Source organism: Sphingobium sp. ba1 (assembly GCF_000743655.1).
Lineage (GTDB): Bacteria > Pseudomonadota > Alphaproteobacteria > Sphingomonadales > Sphingomonadaceae > Sphingobium.
The window spans coordinates 2,561,368-2,580,043 of record NZ_JPPQ01000069.1 but is presented as its reverse complement, the minus strand read 5'-3'; the positions used below and the strand labels follow the sequence as shown (position 1 = coordinate 2,580,043).

Annotated in this window: 20 protein-coding genes; 5 read left to right on the top strand and 15 right to left on the bottom strand. The window is 62.0% G+C overall.

The window, feature by feature from the left end; genetic code table 11:
• Positions 1–154: 154 nt before the first annotated feature.
• The 6 genes from IL54_RS15710 to IL54_RS15685 form a co-directional block, all read right to left on the bottom strand.
• Entirely contained in the window at positions 155–373 is a 219-nt protein-coding gene (locus IL54_RS15710) for a hypothetical protein (RefSeq protein WP_156106239.1), read from the bottom strand.
• Entirely contained in the window at positions 355–840 is a 486-nt protein-coding gene (locus tag IL54_RS15705) for an HAD domain-containing protein (protein ID WP_037476811.1), read from the bottom strand. Before IL54_RS15705 ends, IL54_RS15710 begins: the two co-directional genes overlap by 19 nt.
• Positions 833–1,150 carry a hypothetical protein gene (locus tag IL54_RS15700; RefSeq protein ID WP_052027724.1) on the bottom strand — a complete coding sequence of 106 codons (318 nt, stop codon included), beginning with the start codon at positions 1,148–1,150 and terminating at the stop codon, positions 833–835. The genes IL54_RS15705 and IL54_RS15700 overlap by 8 nt, the downstream gene beginning before the upstream one ends.
• Positions 1,147–1,902 carry a hypothetical protein gene (locus IL54_RS15695; protein ID WP_156106238.1) on the bottom strand — a complete coding sequence of 252 codons (756 nt, stop codon included), beginning with the start codon at positions 1,900–1,902 and terminating at the stop codon, positions 1,147–1,149. The genes IL54_RS15700 and IL54_RS15695 overlap by 4 nt, the downstream gene beginning before the upstream one ends.
• A 199-nt stretch (positions 1,903–2,101) precedes the next feature.
• Complete coding sequence (locus IL54_RS15690; RefSeq protein WP_037476809.1) at positions 2,102–2,575, bottom strand: group I truncated hemoglobin; 474 nt, start codon at positions 2,573–2,575, stop codon at positions 2,102–2,104.
• 10 nt (positions 2,576–2,585) lie between these two features.
• Positions 2,586–3,458 (bottom strand): DUF3034 family protein, encoded by an 873-nt coding sequence (locus tag IL54_RS15685; protein ID WP_037478886.1) that lies wholly within the window; start codon positions 3,456–3,458, stop codon positions 2,586–2,588.
• A 124-nt stretch (positions 3,459–3,582) separates the two neighbouring features.
• Here IL54_RS15685 and IL54_RS15680 point away from each other — a divergent pair, with 124 nt between their 5' ends.
• From IL54_RS15680 to IL54_RS15670, 3 genes are read left to right on the top strand one after another with little or no spacing between them, the layout of a single operon-like run.
• A complete protein-coding gene (locus tag IL54_RS15680) occupies positions 3,583–4,197 on the top strand; it encodes a cupredoxin domain-containing protein (RefSeq protein WP_037476808.1) in 615 nt (204 codons plus the stop codon).
• A 14-nt stretch (positions 4,198–4,211) separates the two neighbouring features.
• Positions 4,212–6,497: a bifunctional diguanylate cyclase/phosphodiesterase gene (locus tag IL54_RS15675; RefSeq protein ID WP_237748907.1), complete on the top strand. Its 2,286-nt coding sequence runs from the start codon at positions 4,212–4,214 to the stop codon at positions 6,495–6,497.
• 51 nt (positions 6,498–6,548) lie between these two features.
• A complete protein-coding gene (locus IL54_RS15670) occupies positions 6,549–6,938 on the top strand; it encodes a DUF4440 domain-containing protein (RefSeq protein ID WP_037476806.1) in 390 nt (129 codons plus the stop codon).
• Positions 6,939–6,947: 9 nt separating this feature from the next.
• Here IL54_RS15670 and proS read toward each other — a convergent pair whose 3' ends face one another.
• The 3 genes from proS to phaR form a co-directional block, all read right to left on the bottom strand.
• Positions 6,948–8,474, bottom strand: a complete 1,527-nt coding sequence (proS, locus tag IL54_RS15665; RefSeq protein ID WP_037476804.1) for a proline--tRNA ligase — start codon at positions 8,472–8,474, stop codon at positions 6,948–6,950.
• A gap of 90 nt (positions 8,475–8,564) precedes the next feature.
• Positions 8,565–8,906 (bottom strand): hypothetical protein, encoded by a 342-nt coding sequence (locus IL54_RS15660; RefSeq protein WP_037476803.1) that lies wholly within the window; start codon positions 8,904–8,906, stop codon positions 8,565–8,567.
• Positions 8,907–8,927: 21 nt separating this feature from the next.
• Positions 8,928–9,509 carry a polyhydroxyalkanoate synthesis repressor PhaR gene (gene phaR, locus IL54_RS15655; protein ID WP_037476801.1) on the bottom strand — a complete coding sequence of 194 codons (582 nt, stop codon included), beginning with the start codon at positions 9,507–9,509 and terminating at the stop codon, positions 8,928–8,930.
• Here phaR and IL54_RS15650 point away from each other — a divergent pair.
• Positions 9,508–10,596, top strand: coding sequence for an alpha/beta hydrolase (locus IL54_RS15650; protein WP_443211043.1), 1,089 nt, complete (start codon positions 9,508–9,510; stop codon positions 10,594–10,596). The genes phaR and IL54_RS15650 overlap by 2 nt on opposite strands.
• Before the next feature lie 49 nt (positions 10,597–10,645).
• Positions 10,646–11,818: an acetyl-CoA C-acetyltransferase gene (locus IL54_RS15645; protein WP_037476799.1), complete on the top strand. Its 1,173-nt coding sequence runs from the start codon at positions 10,646–10,648 to the stop codon at positions 11,816–11,818.
• A gap of 108 nt (positions 11,819–11,926) precedes the next feature.
• Here the strand turns inward: IL54_RS15645 and IL54_RS15640 are convergent, their stop codons facing one another.
• The 6 genes from IL54_RS15640 to IL54_RS25945 form a co-directional block, all read right to left on the bottom strand.
• Positions 11,927–13,927 carry an acetyl-CoA carboxylase biotin carboxylase subunit gene (locus IL54_RS15640; RefSeq protein WP_037476797.1) on the bottom strand — a complete coding sequence of 667 codons (2,001 nt, stop codon included), beginning with the start codon at positions 13,925–13,927 and terminating at the stop codon, positions 11,927–11,929.
• Positions 13,928–14,049: 122 nt separating this feature from the next.
• The gene (locus IL54_RS15635; RefSeq protein ID WP_037476795.1) at positions 14,050–14,433 is read right to left on the bottom strand and encodes a hypothetical protein; all 384 of its coding nucleotides are present in this window, start codon (positions 14,431–14,433) and stop codon (positions 14,050–14,052) included.
• A 79-nt stretch (positions 14,434–14,512) separates the two neighbouring features.
• Positions 14,513–15,517, bottom strand: a complete 1,005-nt coding sequence (gene bioB / locus IL54_RS15630) for a biotin synthase BioB (protein WP_037476793.1) — start codon at positions 15,515–15,517, stop codon at positions 14,513–14,515.
• A gap of 121 nt (positions 15,518–15,638) precedes the next feature.
• Positions 15,639–17,792 carry a methylmalonyl-CoA mutase gene (scpA, locus tag IL54_RS15625; RefSeq protein ID WP_037476791.1) on the bottom strand — a complete coding sequence of 718 codons (2,154 nt, stop codon included), beginning with the start codon at positions 17,790–17,792 and terminating at the stop codon, positions 15,639–15,641.
• 182 nt (positions 17,793–17,974) lie between these two features.
• A complete protein-coding gene (mce, locus tag IL54_RS15620) occupies positions 17,975–18,412 on the bottom strand; it encodes a methylmalonyl-CoA epimerase (RefSeq protein WP_037478878.1) in 438 nt (145 codons plus the stop codon).
• A 114-nt stretch (positions 18,413–18,526) separates the two neighbouring features.
• Positions 18,527–18,676: carboxyl transferase domain-containing protein (locus IL54_RS25945; RefSeq protein ID WP_193378868.1), on the bottom strand; the 150-nt coding region annotated here is incomplete at its 5' end.

The window sequence follows — 18,676 nt, the reverse complement described above, 5'->3', positions numbered from 1 at the left end:
AGGAACTGCGCGATACCGGCTGGCCATGGATCGCTTGTCACGGCCACGGTCATTAAAGGATAGCCGCCGTGATTTGACATCATGTCAGACGCCTCCATCACCGCCCGCTTCTGCGCCTCAGTCAGCCCGCGCGCCAGTTCTTCGATCGTCGGGGTCATAGGGTTGCGTCCTTCATTTCGGCTTCATCGGCAGAGCGCCGCGATGTTTCGGCGGGGATAGGCTTTCCCTCGATTTCAGCCCGGCCGACCATGAACGAATGGCGGTAGCTGTGCGATCGGTTGCCACTTGGCTCTGGGTTGTTCGGGTCGCGGCCATCACGGTAGCCCGCCGCAAATTCGGCATCAGTCACTGCGATCACATCAAGATCAGGCATGGCGCTTCCCCAAAGCGTTCCAAAGCATCGTTCAGGTAGCCGAGGTGGAGGCCGCAATCGGGGTCTATCCAGATCAGCCTTTCGTCATCGGTAAACCTCGCATCATCGAAGGCTATCCAGTCGCAATCCCCGCGCTTATTGAGCCATTCCTTGACGGCCAGATCGCGCGGAATATCGGGATACATCGTTTTGGGGAACGCATGAAAGTGGCCGCGATCAAAGCCAAAATTGACCATAGCGTCCACGATATCCGGCACGTTCTCAAAGGGGCGGTTATGGGTCGTGTTGAGAACAACCTTTGCCCCTGTGCGCTTGCAAACTTCGTTGATGACGGCGATCGTCGTTGCGGGGAATACACGATGGAATGAACACATCCTGTCGATCAGAAACATCGTGCCGGGTATCATCGGGCCATCAATGTCCAGAAAGATGACGCGCGGCGTCTTGTCGGTGCAGCTATCACTCATAGCGATCACCTCTCGCTGGGGGTGGCGTGAGGCGCGGCCTATCCTCAAAAGCGGCGTCGATGCTCTGGACGATCTCATAGCCAGACAACACCCGGCCATCCAGAAACTCAAAGTAGGGGCGATCCTTGCCCAAACTGAGGTGGCTGATATGCAGGTATCGGCTTTCACCACGGGGATTTATTGGGCCAATCTCGACCACCTGCTTATACATGTAATGGGCTTTGCGGCGGCGTCCGGTGAAGTGGAAGACCTTTAGGACATCGCCTAGCTTGATCTCGCGTCCGGTGCAGTCGTATAGGGCGTCACTCATAGCGAAGTCATCCCTTCGTGTGGCAGGGCCGGGCGCGGTGGCTGGGTGAGGTTAGGCGTCACGGCTGATAGGGTGCCCTTTTCGTGGCCAAGGAAGCGCAGCACGCGGTAGGCAGCCTGAACGCCGTTGTTCGTGTTCTGGCGCTGCCATGCGCCCTCGCGCGGCGACCAACGAAAGGCCTCCTTTTTCAATTGGCTGATGGTTTCGGCGGCGGGCTTGCCGTCAAACAGCAGTTGTATGCGGTCTAGCGTCGTGTTCTGGACCAGCTTCACGCCGGGGAATTCCAACGCGCGATGATCGACCGTCGCAGATTCTGCGCTAAGCGCCGCCTTCTCCGCGCTGCGATGGCGGCGATCCAACCAAGCTATGGGCCGGTGGGCGAACAGATAGAATTCCTCTCCGCGCTTTTGCTCGGCAGCGTTGGCCTTCTGGTTTCGCGCGACCGGGAAATTTGCTGGGCCGGTAATCATCGGATTGGCCGTCCGCGCTCCGGCAGCCTGCCATGCCAGCCATAAACTGATAGCCTTGGCGGTCCACTCCTCGACTTGATCGGCGGTCGCGTCCTTTGCAGCCAACGCCGTGATGCCGTCGCCAATCGTCTCGACCGCGCCGAGTATGGCACTTTCGGCGCGCTGTTTTGGCGAGTGTGAGCGCCAGCTCCAATTGCTGGAAAAGCGCTCCATGCCGCCGACTGCGGCAACAAGGCGATCTTGCAAAGCGGGATCGTGAAGTGCATTTTGATCAGTAGCCATGCTCGCCTCCTATGCGACTGTGGTCAGGGCCGCGCAGTGTTTCCAGCACTGTGACCGGCCCGTTTTTCAGGTAGCCAAGAAGGGTGGGTTTTCTGAGGTATTGCGTCGCGATTTTCGCGCCGTTAGACAAACCAACCCCTTTGGTTGGCCCGATATTACACTCCAGTTGGGTGCACCACTACCGCCGACGGCGGCTGGCTTATTGCTTCACCACATCATGATGCATCGGCGCGAGTTTCGACAGGAAGCGGTTTTGCGTCTGGAAATCGATCTTTTCCGCGCGCATCGCTTCCTGAAGCAGCTCGACCAAGCGGTTCATGTCCTTGCGCTGCACCCCCAGATCCTTATGCGCGCTCGCCATGTCGCGACCGCTGTAGGAACAGCCAGCGTTTAGCAGGTAGCAAAATTGCTCGAACAGCGTCCGGGTCAGGCGCACCTTGTCATGTCCCACGAAAATCTCGCCAATGACGGGATCGGCATAAGCGCGGACAACCATGCCATCGACCACACGCCTGATGCCGTCCTGGCCGTGAAATGCCCGTGCCATGGCATCCCCTGTGAAGGGTTCGCCGCCGGCATGGACCGCATTGGGCACATAGGGATCGACCGCGTCTTCGCCGGGCATGGTATGGGGTGCGGCTTGCAGCAGGAGCAGCGAGAGGAGCAGAGACATGATGACGTCCTTAGAAAGCGGCCTGGAGTGACAGGAGCAGGCCGCGCTGGCCCTTGACGGTGGCGATGGAGCCGAGGTCGGCATAGGCGACCGTGGCAGTCAGGTTGCGATGCACCGCGACCGCCGCGAAGAGGTCGAACCAGTCATCCTCTCGCGCGATCCCCAGATTGTCGGGCTTGCTGCGAAATTCGCCGCCGATCGCGACGCGGCGCGACAATTGCCACGCGGCCGACCCTTCGAACTGCAGGCCATAGCTATCCTTTTTATCGCCGCCGAAACCGAGCAGGCCCATCTGGTTCGCCTTGGTCAGCCGGGCGGTGCCGGACAGCAGGATCGAGCGCGACAGGAATAATTTGCTGACCGAAGCGTAATAATCGACGCCTTCATCATCCTGTGCGCCGATCGCGCGGACGACCGCGCCCTGCCCGTTCTTCTTATATTGCGCGCCGATCGCGATGGCGGGCAGCCGGTCATAGACGAGATCGCCCGCGACCCGGACCTTCGCCCCTATGATGTCCTGCGAAAAGGCATAGTCCTTGCCCAGGCCCAGCACGGTGCCGATGTCGTTGGTGTTGAAATTCTGATGGGCGTAGCTGAGTTCGAGGCGATCGCGAAAGCCGACGGCTACGCCCGCACTCCAATAATCATAATCCTTCACCTCGACCATCGTGCCATGGCCGGACAGGCCGATACCTTCGTCCGTTTCGTTGCCCGAAATCACCGCCCAGGGCGTAAGGCCGCCGCCGCTCGCGCCCTCAAGCGAGGCAATGCCATTGGTAAGCAGGAGCTTGCCGCCATGGCGGAGCGGTCTGGCGCTCGCCGTGGGAGACAGGGATAGGGTAGCGAAGAGCGCCATAGTGGCGGCGAGGAGAAGTCGAGTCATGTTCAGCGACATAGACGGACCTGGTTAAAAAAATATTCAGCGTGATGCCGGGGAAGAGAGCGGGTTCTGGCGATCCACGCGGATCATAAGCAATTGTTCAATATTTACCGCTAAACACAGCGGCATGCCTAACTTACGCTTTGCGCTCATTCTGTTGTCCTGCACGGCCAGCCCAGTCGTAGCCGGGGATCTCAATCTCAAATTGGTCGATGCGGCGGGGCGCCCGGTGAGCGATGCCGTCGTTTCCGTCCGGCCCGCTGGCGGCATCCCCGCAGGCCCCATCCGCTTTCCCTGGCCCACTACAATGATCCAGCAGAATGTCGCCTTCGTGCCGCATGTCCTGATCGTGCCGGTGGGGGCTACGGTGCGCTTTCCCAACAAGGATAAGGTGCGCCACCACGTCTATTCCTTTTCACGCCCTGCCAAGTTCGAGATCAAGTTATTCGGCCAGGATGAAACCCGCAGCTATACTTTCAAGACGCCGGGTGCCGTCGCGGTGGGATGCAATATCCACGATCAGATGACGGGCTTCATCAAAGTCGTCGAGACGCCCTTCGCCGCCAAGAGCGACGCGGCAGGCACGGCGCGGATCACCGGCATGGCGACCGGCACGGCACAGGTGACGATCTGGCATCCGCTGCTGCGCGCCAAGGATAACGAACTGGTGGTGAACGTCCCCATTCCCGGTAGCGGTGCCGCCAGCAAGACGGTGCCGCTGACGCTGCGCGCCGCGCGGTGAAGGGCGCAACTGCCTTGACGGGGCTATGGCAGCGGTGGGTCTGGCGGCTGCAATCGACGCTGACCCTGCGGATGACCCTCTTCTACGGGGCGCTGTTCGTGGGTGTGTCGATGCTGGCGCTCTATGGCACACGCATGGCGATCGAAACCTATGCCGAAAAGTCGATCCGGCGCGAAATGGCCGTCGGCAGTGCGCTGTTCGATCGCATTGCCGCAATGCAGGTGAGCCAGATGGCGCAGGCCGGCAATGTGCTGGCGAGCGACTTCGGGTTCCGCGAGGCCGTCGGCACGAGCGATGCGCCGACCATCATATCCGCGCTCGAAAGCCTCCAAGGCCGGTTCGACCTCCAGCACGCCTTGTTCGTGGGCGTCGATGGCACTGTCGTCGGCCATGTGCCGGGCATGTCGGTCGGTGAGAAGAATCAGTTGTTCGACGCACTGGACATGGGCCGGGAGCGCGGCGTCGCCCACTGGGGCGGGGAAAATTACATGGTTGCCGCCTCTCCGGTGCGGGCGCCGATCCTCACGGGATGGGTGATCTTTGCGCGGACGATGGGGCCGGCCGACCTCAGGCAGATTGCGCGCCTGTCCTCAATCGACCTGCATCCCCGCATCCTGCCGCAGACCGGATCGGACATCGGCGCAGGCACCGTCAAGGAAGTCGCACGCAATGGCGAACGCATCCTGATGCAAGCCCGCAGCGTACCGACCCTGGTCGAATCAGCGCCGCAGATACTCGTCCTAGAATATAGCCTGACGCGCGCGTTGCGGGACTATGCGCCGATCCTATGGGCGTTGCTCGGATTTGGTGCGTTAGGCGCGGTGCTGGCGATCGCGGGCACCTTCGTCGCGTCGCGCCGATTGGCCCGCCCGATCGTGGCGCTGGAGGCCGCCGCGCGCAAGGTCAGTGCAGGGCAGCATGCCGAGGTGGCGGTGGAAACACGCGACGAAATCGGCCAGCTGGCGCGCAGCTTCAATCGCATGGTCAATGCCGTCGAGGAGCGCGAACGCCAAATCGCCCATATGGCCTTTCACGATTCGCTGACGGGCCTGCCCAACCGTACCCTGCTGCGCGAACAGATTGCGCTCGCGCTTAGCCGTCATGGCGGTGCCAATTTCGCGATTTTCTGCCTCGACCTCGACAATTTCAAGTCGGTGAACGATACGCTGGGCCACCCGACCGGCGACGCCCTGCTATGCGAAGTGGCGACGCGGCTGGGCGAAACCTGTCCGCAGGGCTTTGTGGCGCGGCTGGGCGGCGACGAGTTTGCGGTGATCCTGCCCGATGGCAGTGGCAGCGCCGACCAGACCGGTCGCGCGCTCGTCAAGGCGCTGGCGCAACCGTTCGACGTCAACGGCCATCGGATCGTGACCGGTACCAGCATCGGTATCGTCTTCGCGCCACAGGATGGCCGGGACGCGACGGAACTGCTCAAAAATGCCGACCTGGCGCTGCACCGCGCCAAGGATGACGGCAAGGGCAGCCATCGCTTTTTCGAAAGCGCGATGGATGCTGAAGCACAGGCCCGGCGCGCGATGGAGATCGATCTGCATGATGCGCTGCGCAAAGGCGAGTTGGAACTCTATTTCCAACCCCTGTTTGGCCTGTCGCAGAACCGTGTGACCGCGTTCGAGGCGCTGCTGCGCTGGAACCACCCGGAACATGGCATGGTGTCGCCCGTGCAGTTCATCCCGCTGGCGGAGGAAACTGGCCTGATCGTCCCGATCGGCGAATGGGCGCTGCACGAAGCCTGCCGCATTGCCGCGACATGGACCGACGACATCCGCATCGCGGTCAACATCTCGCCGGTGCAGTTCCGCAGTTCGACGCTCAACAGCATCGTGTTGCAGGCGCTCGCGCGGTCGGGCCTGGCACCGAACCGGCTGGAACTGGAAATCACTGAAAGCCTGTTCATCGACAATGTCGAAGCGACGCTCGGCTCGCTCCATTCGCTGCGCGCCTTGGGCGTGCGGATCGCGCTCGATGATTTCGGCACGGGCTATTCGTCGCTCAGCTATTTGCGCAGCTTCCCCTTCGACAAATTGAAGATCGATCGCAGTTTCATCATCGATCTGCTGGAACATGATGGCGCGACCGCCATCATCCGCGCCATCACCACGCTGGCTGACGCGCTCGGCATCGAAACCACCGCCGAAGGTGTGGAAAGTAGCGAGCAACTGGAAATATTGCGCGCCGAAGGGTGCAACCAGATCCAGGGCTATTTCTTCAGTCGTCCGATCCCGGCGGGTCAGGTGGCGGCGTTGCTGGAGAAGCTGTCGGGCGACCGCCTGGCCGCCTGACGTCGGTCTGCCAATTGCATCGGCGGGTGGCACGACCTACGACCGCTTTCCATGACCACCACCCCCGACCTTGCCATCCGCCTGCGCCGCGCCAGCTTCAACCGGGCGCTGGCGCAAGCCGACCTGCGCATGATCGAAACGCTGCTGGCGCGAGACGCCATTTTCGTCGCGGGGACGGACAGTGCGGTGCTGGCCGGGCGCAAGGCGCAGATGTTGGCGTGGCGGCGCGAGTTCGCCGCAGCTGAGCGGCTGATCTACACCCGGACGCCGGGCACGATTATCGCGTCGGCCGTCGAGCCGATCGCGATGGAGCATGGCCAATGGCAGGGCGTCCTTGCCTCGACAGGCGAGCCGCAGGCATCAGGCATCTATACCGCCAAATGGCGGCAAAGCGGCGAAAACTGGCTGATCGAGGCGGAGATTTACCTCACCCTCGCCTGAAGCGGCCGCTCAGTAGGAGCGGCCGACCAGCACCCGTTCCACAGCGGTGTCGCCCGTGAAGATACACGCGCCATCCGCCGCCGCCGCGTCGCTCGGTATGTTGCGGAGTGTCAGCTTCTCGCCCTTGAGCCATTGCACGACCTTGTCGAGCGCATCGCCGGTTGGCTTGCTCCACTGCACCAGCGCCCAGCCCGGCTTGGCGCTGGCATCGAAATAGGCCTTGAGCGCATCCAACGAACTGATCGAGCTTTCGATATTGCTGTCGAGCCGTCCCTTGGCATCGGCGAACAGCGCTTGCTGAATATCGGTCAGGATCGACGTGGCCCCCGCGACGAAGTCCCCCTTCGCCACGATCTGGCTGTCGAGCTTGCCATCCTCGCGATAGAGCCGGTCGCGGCGGATGACCGAGACATTACCGCCCGCCACATCGCGGCCACCAACCTCGATCACGATCGGCGCGCCCTTCTTTACCCAGCCCCAGCGCTTGGTAGCGGCCTTGGCCGGGCGCTTGTCGAGCAGCGCGCGAACTGGCTCGCGGAACAGGTCGAGCGCATTCAACTGGCTGACCAGATCGGTGCAATAATCGACGATCGCGGCATCTTCGTCATTGTCGCGCAACATGGGCACGACCACGATCTGATAGGGCGCGACACGCGGCGGCACGCGCAGGCCGTCATCGTCGCCATGGACCATGATAAGGCCACCGATCATCCGCGTCGACATGCCCCAGCTGGTGGTCTGGGCCAGTTCCTGCTGCCCTTCGGCATTTTGGAACTTGATATTCTGCGCCGCAGAAAAGGTCGTGCCCAGAAAATGCGAGGTGCCGGCCTGCAGCGCCTTGCCATCCTGCATCATCGCTTCGATCGAATAGGTGGCAACGGCACCGGGGAAACGCTCATTTTCGGGCTTTTCGCCCGCGATCACCGGCATGGCGACGCATTCTTCGGCGAAGCTGCGATAGACTTCGAGCATCTTCATCGTTTCTTCCAGCGCCTCGTCCACGCTGGCATGGGCCGTATGCCCTTCCTGCCAGAGAAATTCGGTGGTGCGCAGGAACATGCGGGTGCGCATTTCCCAGCGCACGACATTGGCCCACTGGTTGATGAGGACAGGCAGGTCGCGCCACGACTGGACCCAACGGCTGAACGCCGCGCCAATCACCGTTTCCGATGTGGGACGCACGACCAGCGGCTCTTCCAGCTTCGCGTCAGGATCGGGCACCAGCTTGCCATCCTTCTGGATCAGCCGGTGATGGGTGACGACCGCCATTTCCTTGGCGAAACCGTCGACATGCTCGGCTTCCTTCTCGAAATAGGACAGCGGGATGAACAGCGGAAAATAGCAATTTTCATGGCCGGTCGCCTTGATCCGTTCGTCCAGCAGTTTCTGGATACGTTCCCAGATGCCATAGCCCCATGGCCGGATGACCATGCAGCCGCGCACGCCGCTTTCCTCGGCCAGGTCGGCCTCGGTAATGACGGCCTGATACCAGGCGGAAAAATCCTGTTCGCGGGTGACGGAAAGGGCGTGCTTCACGGGGTCGGGCCTTAGGCTAGAAACGGAAAGGAATGGCGCGCCATAGGGCAAGCGCGCTACGCCTGTCGACCCCTGAGCATGGCAATGAAGTCAGGCCGGAACGCCCAGCCGATCGAGCCAGGCGCGCGCCTGTTTGGGTTCGCCGACAGCGTCGGACGATACCGGCCCGCGCGCGGCCATGAAATCCTGATGCAGGGCGAACGGCTCCAGGCCCAAAGTGGCGCGCAGATCGTCAATCTCGTTGGCCGTGTCGCACAGGTCGGCGACGATCGGCGCAGCCTTGGCCCGCGCCGCCTTGTCCTTCTGATGATCGAACAGGCCCCATTTGCCACTGGCGGTCGTCTGGAGCGCCGCGATCAGCGCCTCGCGATAGGCGAGTTCCAGTTCCTCGCGGTGAACGTCGAGCCGCTCTAACCGATCCGCCTTCGCCATGGTCCCGTCCGATCCTGTTATTCAGCTCAGCTTGTCGATCTTTGCGTTCAACGCCGCCAGTTGCGCCTTGAGCGCCGCGATCTCGTCATCCTTGCTGCCGTCCGTTGCAGCGGGTGCAGGTGCTGCACCCGGAACGCCTGGCATCCCCGGCACGCCATTGCCAAAGGCGCTGGCCGCCGCTTCGAACATCTGCAGGTTGCGCTTGGCGATCTCGGCCAGCGGGCCGCCGCCAAAAGCGCCCTTCATGGCTTCCTGAAATTGCTGCTGGTTCTTGCGGAACGCGTCCATCGACGATTCCAGATATTGCGGCACCATCGATTGCATCGAATCGCCATACATGGAAATCAGCTGACGCAGGAAGTTGACGGGCAGCATGTTAGTGCCGCGCTGTTCTTCCTCCATGATGATCTGGGTCAGGACGTTGTGCGTGATGTCCTCGCCGGACTTGGCATCGACCACGGTGAACTCGCGTCCTTCGCGGGTCATCTGCGACAACAGGTCGAGCGTGATGTAGCTGGAAGTTTCGGTATTATAGAGACGCCGGTTGGCGTACTTCTTGATAACGACCGGATCGGATTCGTTGACCACTTTAGATTTGGACATGAAAGCCTCTCCCTCAGAACCTCATTCTGCACTAGCACAAGGCCATGTCGCACCGCAACATGGACCGCGCCCATTACCCCTTTTTCTCAATATTTTATGGCGCGAGACGCAGGGCGATCCTGAACTGCGCCGCCGCGCGTTCACAGGCCTGCGCCGCTATCAGGAGGCGCAGCGCCCGCCTGCTCCCCCTGCCCCCGATTGCGTGGCCGTGGCGGGCAGCGCTCGACTGCTGCGCTATGGCGTTGAAAATGGGCGGGCGCCGGTGGTGTTCATCCCCTCGCTGATCAATCCGCCGCAAGTATTGGACCTGTCGGAGAGCCGATCGATGCTGCGCCACATGTGCGCAGCGGGGCATGACGCTTATCTGGTCGATTGGGGCGCCCCGACGCACCGCGATGCAGCGATGGGCCTGGATGCGCATATAACGGAGCGATTACTGCCATTGCTCGCCGATCTACCGCGCCCGCCCATTCTGGCGGGCTATTGCCTTGGCGGCACGTTCGCGATTGCTGCGGCCATGCTGCGCGAGGTAACGGCCGTCGTCGCGATCGCGTCGCCCTGGACCTTCGACGGTTTCGCCGATGCCGATCGACAGGAAATCAGCGTGCTGTGGCGCGACGCCAAGGCGATCTGCGAACGGCTGGGTTATGTGCCGATGGAAGTGCTGCAATCAGGCTTCTGGGCGATGGACCCCAAGCGCACGATCCAGAAATATGCCGCCTTCGCCGATATGGAAAAAGGATCGGACGCTGCCCGCGCGTTCCTGGCGGTCGAGGATTGGGCGAATGAAGGCGCACCGCTGACCTACGCTGCGGCCCGCGACTTGTTCGATGATCTCTATGCGGGCGATGCAACCGGCGAAGGGCGGTGGTCGGTAGGCGGCCAGTTGATCGATCCCAAAGCCCTGCCCTGCCCCAGTCTTTCGATCCGATCGACAACCGACCGCATCGTGCCCGCCGCGGCTGCTCCTGATCTTGCCGAGCAACGCAGCCTGGCGCTTGGCCATGTCGGCATGGTCGTGGGCGGCCGGGCACGCACGCTACTATGGGATCCGCTGTCCGATTGGGTTTCCAGCCATGGCGGATGATGCTATGGGCGCGGGCGAAAACAACCCCTGTCATTAGAGGATCAGGCCTTTGTCAGACATCGTGATTACCGCCGCCAAGCGCACCGCCGTCGGCAGCTTCATGGGCGCGTTCGGATCGACCCCTGCGCATGAACTGGGTCGTCAGGCGATCCTCGCTGCATTGGCGCAAGCTGGCGTCGCGCCGGACGAAGTGGACGAAGTGATCCTGGGCCAGGTGCTGAGCGCAGGCCAGGGCCAGAACCCGGCGCGCCAGGCGGCCGTCAATGCGGGCATTCCGGTTGAGCGCACCGCGATCGGCATCAATCAGTTGTGCGGTTCAGGCCTGCGCGCTGTCGCCTTGGCGGCTCAGGCGATCCGTGCGGGTGACGCCAACATCATGGTCGCGGGTGGGCAGGAAAGCATGTCGCTCGCCCCCCATGCGCAATATCTGCGTGGCGGTAGCAAGATGGGCAATGTCAGCCTGATCGACACGATGATTCACGACGGCCTGACCGACGCTTTCAACAATTACCATATGGGCATCACCGCCGAAAATCTGGCGGAAAAATATCAGATCAGCCGGAAAGCGCAGGACGCTTTCGCCGTCGCCAGCCAGAACAAGGCGGAAGCGGCGCGCGCTTCGGGTCGCTTTGCCGACGAAATCGTGCCGATCACGATCAAGGGCCGCAAGGGCGACACCATCGTCGATGCCGACGAATATATCCGCGCGGGTGCCACGATTGAAGGCATGCAGGCGCTGCGTCCGGCCTTCAAGAAGGATGGCAGCGTGACCGCCGGCAATGCGAGCGGCCTGAACGATGGTGCCGCCGCGCTCGTCCTGATGACCGCCGATGCCGCCGCCAAGCGCGGTGCGACGATCCTGGGGCGGATCGCCGGTTTCGCGACCTGCGGCGTCGATCCCTCGATCATGGGCATCGGCCCGGCCCCAGCAAGCCGCAAGGCGCTGGAGAAAGCGGGCTGGTCCGTTGCCGATCTCGACCTGATCGAAGCCAATGAAGCCTTCGCGGCGCAGGCGCTGTCGGTCGGCCAGGAACTGGGCTGGGATGCGGAGAAGGTCAACGTCAATGGCGGCGCGATCGCCATCGGCCATCCGATCGGTGCTTCGGGCGCGCGCGTCCTGACGACGTTGCTGTACGAGATGGCCAAGCGCGATGCGAAAAAGGGTCTGGCGACCCTGTGCATCGGCGGCGGCATGGGCGTGGCGATGTGTATCGAGCGCTGATGTCGGTGTAGGTGTAAAAAAGGGCAGCCGCTCCAAACCGGAGCGGCGGCCCTTTTTTATTATATCTGGTTCAGGTCGGCCTCGTAAGCGACAGCGCTATCAAGCGCGTCACTCCATCTCCAATATGACCGCGTCGACGGCCAGGCTGTCGCCTTGCGCCGCGGAGACGCTTTTCACTACGCCCGCCTTTTGCGCGCGCAGGATATTTTCCATCTTCATCGCCTCGATCACCGCGAGCGGCTGCCCGGCCTCGACGTTGTCGCCCGCAGCCACATGCAACGCGACCAGCAAGCCCGGCATCGGGCAGATCAGGTAGCGCGACAGGTCTGGGGGGATTTTTTCGATCATGTGCGCAGCATAGGGGGCAGCATGGGCGGGCAGGATACGCAGCTTGTGGCTGGCACCATGGGCGGTCAGGACGAAGCCGGCGCGGGTCGGGGCGATCTTCACCGCCAATTCCTCGTCGCCGAACTCCGCTTCGATCAGCCGATCGCCGGGCGTATATTCGAGCGCCATGTCTACGCCCACGCCATCGACGGTGACATCGTCGCCGTCGATTTCCACATCATGGACGCTGTCGCCGATCTTGACCTGCCAGCCAGTGGGCGGCGGCAAGCGTTTGCCCAACTGGCCGTCGATGCGGCGGGCGCGGTCGGCCTGGGCCATGGCGGCAAAGGCACCGATCGCGGCGAGCCGCTGAAGCAATTCGGGCGAAGCAGGCGCGCCCTGGAAACCATCGGGATATTCCTCCGCGATGAAGCCGGTCGTAATGTTGCCGGAGCGGAAGCGCTCATGCTGCATCAGGGCAGACACGAAATCGATATTATGGCCCGGTCCCTCGATCTCGAACTTGTCGAGTGCCTCGATCTGCTTGTCGATCGCTTCCAGCCGCGTGGGGGCCCAGGTGATCAGCTTGGCAATCATCGGGTCGTAGAACATGGAGACTTCACCGCCTTCGACCACGCCGTCATCGACGCGGATGAGCGCGCCGCTTTCGTCGGTGCCGGTTTCGGGCGGATTGTAGCGGACGAGCCGACCGGTCGACGGCAGGAAACCACGATAAGGGTCTTCGGCATAGACGCGGTTCTCGATCGCCCAGCCGTTGATTTTGACGTCATCCTGCGTGAACGCCAGCGCCTCGCCATTGGCGACGCGGATCATCTGCTCGACCAGATCGACGCCGGTGATTTCTTCGGTCACAGGATGCTCGACCTGCAACCGGGTGTTCATTTCGAGGAAATAGAAACCCTCCCCGGTCGTGTCCGCGCCGCTGACGATCAGTTCGACGGTCCCGGCGCTGAAATAGCCGACCGCGCGGGCGAGCGCGACACATTGCTCGCCCATCGCCTTGCGCATCTTGGGCGTGACGAAGGGCGACGGCGCTTCCTCGACCACCTTCTGGTGCCGGCGCTGGATCGAACATTCGCGCTCGTTCAAATAGACGATATTGCCATGCTGATCGCCCAATATCTGGATTTCGATATGGCGCGGGCTTTCGATGAACTTCTCGATGAAGACGCGATCGTCGCCGAAGCTGGCCAGGCCTTCGCGCTTGGTCGCTTCAAAGCCTTCGCGGACATCCTGCTCATTATAAGCGAGGCGCATCCCCTTGCCACCGCCACCGGCAGATGCCTTCATCATGACCGGATAGCCGATCTCGTTGGAGATTTTTACGGCATGTTCGGTGTCGTCAATGACGCCGACGAAGCCCGGTACGACATTGACGCCCGCTTCCAGCGCGAGCTTCTTGGACTCGATCTTGTCACCCATCGCCGCGATGGCATTGGCGGGCGGGCCGACGAAGATGATGCCTTCCGCGTCCAGCGCCGTACGGAAGCTCTCGCGTTCGGAGAGGAAGCCGTAGCCGGGGTGGACGGCGTCGGCACCGGTCTGTTTGCACGCTTCGATGATCTTGTCGGCAATCAGATAGGATTGGGCGGCGGGCGACGGGCCGATGTGCACGGCTTCATCCGCCATGAGGACATGCGGCGCGCGCGCATCGGCATCGGAATAGACCGCGACGGTCTTGATGCCCATCTTCTTGGCCGTGCGCATGACACGACACGCAATTTCGCCACGGTTCGCGATCAGGATCTTGGTGATTGCCATATTATTCCCTGTCCCAGTCCTATCCTATCAGCCGTTCGGGCTGAGCCTGTCGAAGCCCCGTTCTTCCTCTCAAGGAGAAAAGCAGCCCTTCGACAAGCTCAGGGCGAACGGAAGTAGTGGTGTTAAGTTGCTGTAAGTGCTCTCGAAACTTCAGCACAGACGGCATCAAAGCGATTAAAATACGAACTTTCCAATTCTGCCGTTTCCATCTGAAAAATCTCAGATGTCATCTGCAGGTGAAGATTTCTGGCAAGGTTGGCAGCCTCAACCTGAAACGCTGGATAAAGGTCAGATGCCGTTTGCAGATCACCAGCATTTCTCATGCTGTAATCCGTTACCCAGAGGCAGTATGTGAGCCGCTCAGCAGGCGACAACGAATCCAAACCAACAGACGCCTTCTTCTCGATGATCGAATGACCGGCATCCTCGACCAGCCAAGTTTCCCAATCTTGGATCAACCCATTGCCTCCACGCAATAATCCGTCATGCCGGACTTGATCCGGCATCCCGCTTTCTTCACGCGTATCGCCGGAGAAAAAGCGAGACCCCGGATCAAGTCCGGGGTGACGGAGGTGAGTGCGAAACTCACTCCGCCGCCTCCATCGCAACCTTCACCTCGGCCTGCATCGGCACCACGCCCAGCTTGGCGAACAGCGCTGCATCGGCATTGTCGCCCGCATTGGCCGTGGTCAGCAACTTGTCGCCGGTGAAGATGCTGTTCGCGCCCGCCATGAAACACAAAGCCTGGCACGCATCCGACATGCTTTCGCGCCCCGCACTCAGCCGCACCATGCTCTCCGGCATCACGATCCGCGCCACCGCCACCGTCCGCACAAACTCGATCTCGTCGATCTTCGCGAGCGGCGTGTCGGCCAGCATATTGCCCAGCACGGTGCCCTTGACTGGCACGAGCGCATTGATCGGCACGCTCTGCGGATGCTGTGGCAGCACGGCCAGCGCGTGCAGGAAGCCGACGCGATCTTCGCGCGTCTCACCCATGCCGACGATCCCGCCGGAGCAGACATTGATCCCCGAATTGCGGACATTCTCCAGCGTTTCCAGCCGGTCATCAAAAGTACGGGTGGTGATCACCTTCTCATAATGTTCAGGCGAGGTATCGATATTATGGTTGTAATAGTCGAGGCCCGCATCGGCCAGAACCTTGGCCTGGCTTTCGTTGAGCATCCCCAGCGTCATGCAGGTTTCCATGCCCATCTGGCGCACGCCCTGCACCATCTGGACGATAGCGGGCATGTCCCGCTCCTTGGGATTGCGCCACGCCGCGCCCATGCAGAAGCGCGAGCTACCCGCATCCTTCGCCTGCGCCGCCGCCTGCATCACGGCCTGCACGCTCATCAGCTTTTCGGCCTTGAGACCGCTTTCCGCCGAGGCCGACTGGTTGCAATAGCCGCAATCCTCCGGACAACCGCCGGTCTTGATCGACAGCAGGGTGGAGAGTTGCACTTCGTTGCGCGGAAAATTGGCGCGGTGGATGGTCTGCGCCTCGAACATCAGGTCGGCGAACGGCAGGTCGAACAGCGCGGCGATTTCGGCACGGGTCCAGTCGGTGCGGGCGGTGGTATCGGTCATGGTCACTTACCACCTCCGTTCGCTTCGAGCGAAGTCGAGAAGCGGCAAGGACGGTGCCAACGTTTCTCGACTACGCTCGAAACGAACGGCTGTTGGGTGCGGGTCAGGATGAAGAGGGTAGTCAAGCGGCGTCCTCCAGCCCAGCGGGGGGCATGTTGTGGCCGAGGAGGCGCAGCACGTCGGCGGCGCATTCCACGACATTGGAACCCGGTCCATAAATGCCCTGAACGCCCGCGTCACGGAGGAAGTCATAATCCTGTGGCGGGATGACGCCGCCCGCAATCACCTTGATGTCGTTGCGACCCGCTTCACGCAGTTTGGCGATGAGGTCGGGGATCAGCGTCTTGTGGCCCGCCGCCAGCGACGACGCGCCCACGACATCGACGTCGCTTTCCAGCGCCAGCACCACGGTTTCCTCCGGCGTCTGGAACAGCGGCCCCGACACCACGTCGAATCCCATGTCGCCAAATGCCGACGCGATCACGTTGGCGCCCCGGTCATGCCCATCCTGCCCCATCTTGGCGACGAGGAGTTTGGGTTTGCGACCGAGGCGCCGCTCGACGGCCTGCACGCCGTCAAGTACCTGTTGCCAGCGGCTGTCGCCGGCATAGGGCGCGCTGTAGACACCCTTCACCGGTGTCGGCTGCGTGCCGTAGCGATCGAAACTTTCCTCCATGGCGGAGGAGATTTCGCCCAGCGTCGCGCGGGCGCGGGCGGCGTCGACGGCAAGGGCGAGGAGGTTGTTGTCGAGACTGGAGGGCTTCGCCGCGCCGTCGCGCAGCGCTTGCAACGCCGCCTGACAGGCCGCGTCGTCGCGTGCCGCCTTCACCCGGTTGATGCGAGCGATCTGGCCTTCGCGGACCTTGGCATTGTCGATGTCGAGCGTTTCGAGAAAGTCCTCGGTCGCGAGCCGATATTTGTTGACGCCTACGATCACGTCATCACCACGATCGACCCGCGCTTGCCGGGCGGCCGCTGCCGTCTCGATCATCGCCTTGGGCCAACCTGCCGCCACGGCTTTGGCCATGCCGCCATCGGCCTGCACCTTTTCGATGATCGCCCAGGCTTCATCGACCAGTTGCTGCGTCAGCGCCTCGACATAGTAAGACCCACCCAGCGGATCGACCACCTTGGTCATCCCCGTCTCTTCCTGGATCACGATCTGCGTATTGCGCGCGATCCGGGCTGAGAAATCGGTGGGGAGCGCGATGGCTTCATCCAGCGCATTGGTGTGGAGCGATTGCGTACCGCCCAGCATCGCGGCCATCGCCTCGATCGTGGTGCGCATGACGTTGTTATAAGGGTCTTGCTCGGTCAGCGACACGCCCGACGTCTGGCAATGCGTCCGCAGCATCTTGGAGCGTTCATCCTTCGCGCCCAGTTCCGTCATCGCCCGATGCCACAGCACTCGCGCCGCGCGCAGCTTGGCGATTTCCATGAAAAAGTTCATGCCGATCGCGAAGAAGAAGCTCAGGCGCCCGGCGAACTTGTCGATGTCAAGGCCCGACGCCACACCATATTTCACATATTCCATGCCGTCGGCGATGGTGAAGGCCAGTTCCTGTACCTGCGTCGCGCCCGCTTCCTGCATGTGATAGCCGGAAATGGAGATGCTGTTGAACTTGGGCATTTCGCGCGACGTGTAACCGAAAATGTCGCTGATGATGCGCATCGAAGGTTCTGGCGGGTAGATGTACGTGTTGCGGACCATGAACTCCTTGAGGATGTCGTTCTGGATGGTCCCGTCGAGCAATTTGCGATCGACGCCCTGCTCCTCGCCCGCGACGATGAAGAAGGCCAAGATCGGGATCACCGCGCCGTTCATGGTCATGGAAACCGACATCTGGTCGAGCGGGATGCCGTCGAACAGGATCTTCATGTCCTCGATCGTATCGATCGCCACGCCCGCCTTGCCGACGTCGCCGGTGACGCGCGGATGGTCGCTGTCATAACCGCGATGTGTGGCGAGATCGAAGGCGACCGACAATCCTTTCTGCCCAGCGGCGAGGTTGCGGCGGTAGAAGGCGTTGGATTCCTCGGCGGTGGAGAAGCCCGCATATTGGCGGATGGTCCAGGGTCGCCCGGCATACATGGACGCGCGTACCCCCCGCGTGAACGGCGCAAAGCCCGGCAGGCCCGGATCGACGGTCACGTCCTCAGCCGTGTAGAGCGGCTTGACCGCGATCCCTTCCGGGGTCGCCCAGGTCAAATCCTTGCCCTTCACTTCCTTGGCGGCAGCGGCGGCCCATTGATCCAGCGTCGGCTTGTCGGTCATTTTTCACCTTACCTTCTACCCCTCTCCCGCAAGCGGGAGAGGCAACGAGACTTAGGTCCGCGTAGCGGGCCTTAGTCGCAGTGGTGAGGGTATCGCGCGTCGCATGCCCTCACCAACTTCGCCTAGGCGGACAAGCCGCCAAGGCTCCGTATCCTCTCCCGCTTGCGGGAGAGGACTTGATATCAATGCGCCTCCTTCGGCGTCTCCATGATCTCGGTCAGCACCCCGTTCATATCCTTGGGATGCACGAAGAAGATCGGCGTCCCATGCGCCCCGATGCGCGGCTCACCCAGCACCCGCGCGCCCTTCGCCTCGAACCAAGCCTTGGCTTCGAGAATGTCGGGTACTTCGTAGCACATATGATGCTGCCCCCCGGCCGGGTTCTTGGCGATGAACGCCGTGATCGGCGAGCTTTCATCGAACGGCTCGATCAACTCGATCTGCGTCCCGGCCGTGGCGCCTTCACCCGGTGTATCGACAAAACACACCTTCACCCCCTGCGCGGGAAGATCGAAGGGTTCATGGATCTTCGTCGCGCCCATCACATCGCGAAAATAAGCAATGCTCTTTTCCAAGCTGGGCGTAGCGACACCGATATGGTTGAGACGGCCGAGTTTCATCATGCGTTCCTAAACTTCGTCATTCCCGCGCAGGCGGGAACCCATCTCCCGCCCCATCCCAAGGCGCGAGGCCCGGAGATGGATCCCCGCCTTCGCGGGGATGACGGGCCTTAGTTAAAGCGGAATATTGTCATGCTTCTTCCACGGATTCTCCAGCGCCTTGTTGCGCAGTTTCCGCAGGCCCAGCGCGATCCGCTTGCGCGTCGAATGCGGCTGGATCACCTCGTCGATGAAGCCCTTTGACGCGGCCACGAACGGGTTGGC

Bases quoted from the DNA above. Each gene is read 5' to 3' on its own strand.
- IL54_RS15690 (WP_037476809.1), bottom strand. From the start codon at position 2,575: ATGTCTCTGCTCCTCTCGCTGCTCCTGCTGCAAGCCGCACCCCATACC.
- scpA (WP_037476791.1), bottom strand. From the start codon at position 17,792: ATGACCGACAAGCCGACGCTGGATCAATGGGCCGCCGCTGCCGCCAAG.
- bioB (WP_037476793.1), bottom strand. From the start codon at position 15,517: ATGACCGATACCACCGCCCGCACCGACTGGACCCGTGCCGAAATCGCC.
- IL54_RS15670 (WP_037476806.1), top strand. From the start codon at position 6,549: ATGACCACCACCCCCGACCTTGCCATCCGCCTGCGCCGCGCCAGCTTC.
- IL54_RS15640 (WP_037476797.1), bottom strand. From the start codon at position 13,927: ATGGCAATCACCAAGATCCTGATCGCGAACCGTGGCGAAATTGCGTGT.
- IL54_RS15700 (WP_052027724.1), bottom strand. From the start codon at position 1,150: ATGAGTGACGCCCTATACGACTGCACCGGACGCGAGATCAAGCTAGGC.
- IL54_RS15695 (WP_156106238.1), bottom strand. From the start codon at position 1,902: ATGGCTACTGATCAAAATGCACTTCACGATCCCGCTTTGCAAGATCGC.
- IL54_RS15685 (WP_037478886.1), bottom strand. From the start codon at position 3,458: ATGACTCGACTTCTCCTCGCCGCCACTATGGCGCTCTTCGCTACCCTA.
- IL54_RS15660 (WP_037476803.1), bottom strand. From the start codon at position 8,906: ATGGCGAAGGCGGATCGGTTAGAGCGGCTCGACGTTCACCGCGAGGAA.
- IL54_RS15635 (WP_037476795.1), bottom strand. From the start codon at position 14,433: ATGCCGGATCAAGTCCGGCATGACGGATTATTGCGTGGAGGCAATGGG.
- IL54_RS15705 (WP_037476811.1), bottom strand. From the start codon at position 840: ATGAGTGATAGCTGCACCGACAAGACGCCGCGCGTCATCTTTCTGGAC.
- phaR (WP_037476801.1), bottom strand. From the start codon at position 9,509: ATGTCCAAATCTAAAGTGGTCAACGAATCCGATCCGGTCGTTATCAAG.
- mce (WP_037478878.1), bottom strand. From the start codon at position 18,412: ATGAAACTCGGCCGTCTCAACCATATCGGTGTCGCTACGCCCAGCTTG.
- IL54_RS15650 (WP_443211043.1), top strand. From the start codon at position 9,508: ATGAAAGCCTCTCCCTCAGAACCTCATTCTGCACTAGCACAAGGCCAT.
- IL54_RS15680 (WP_037476808.1), top strand. From the start codon at position 3,583: ATGCCTAACTTACGCTTTGCGCTCATTCTGTTGTCCTGCACGGCCAGC.
- IL54_RS15710 (WP_156106239.1), bottom strand. From the start codon at position 373: ATGCCTGATCTTGATGTGATCGCAGTGACTGATGCCGAATTTGCGGCG.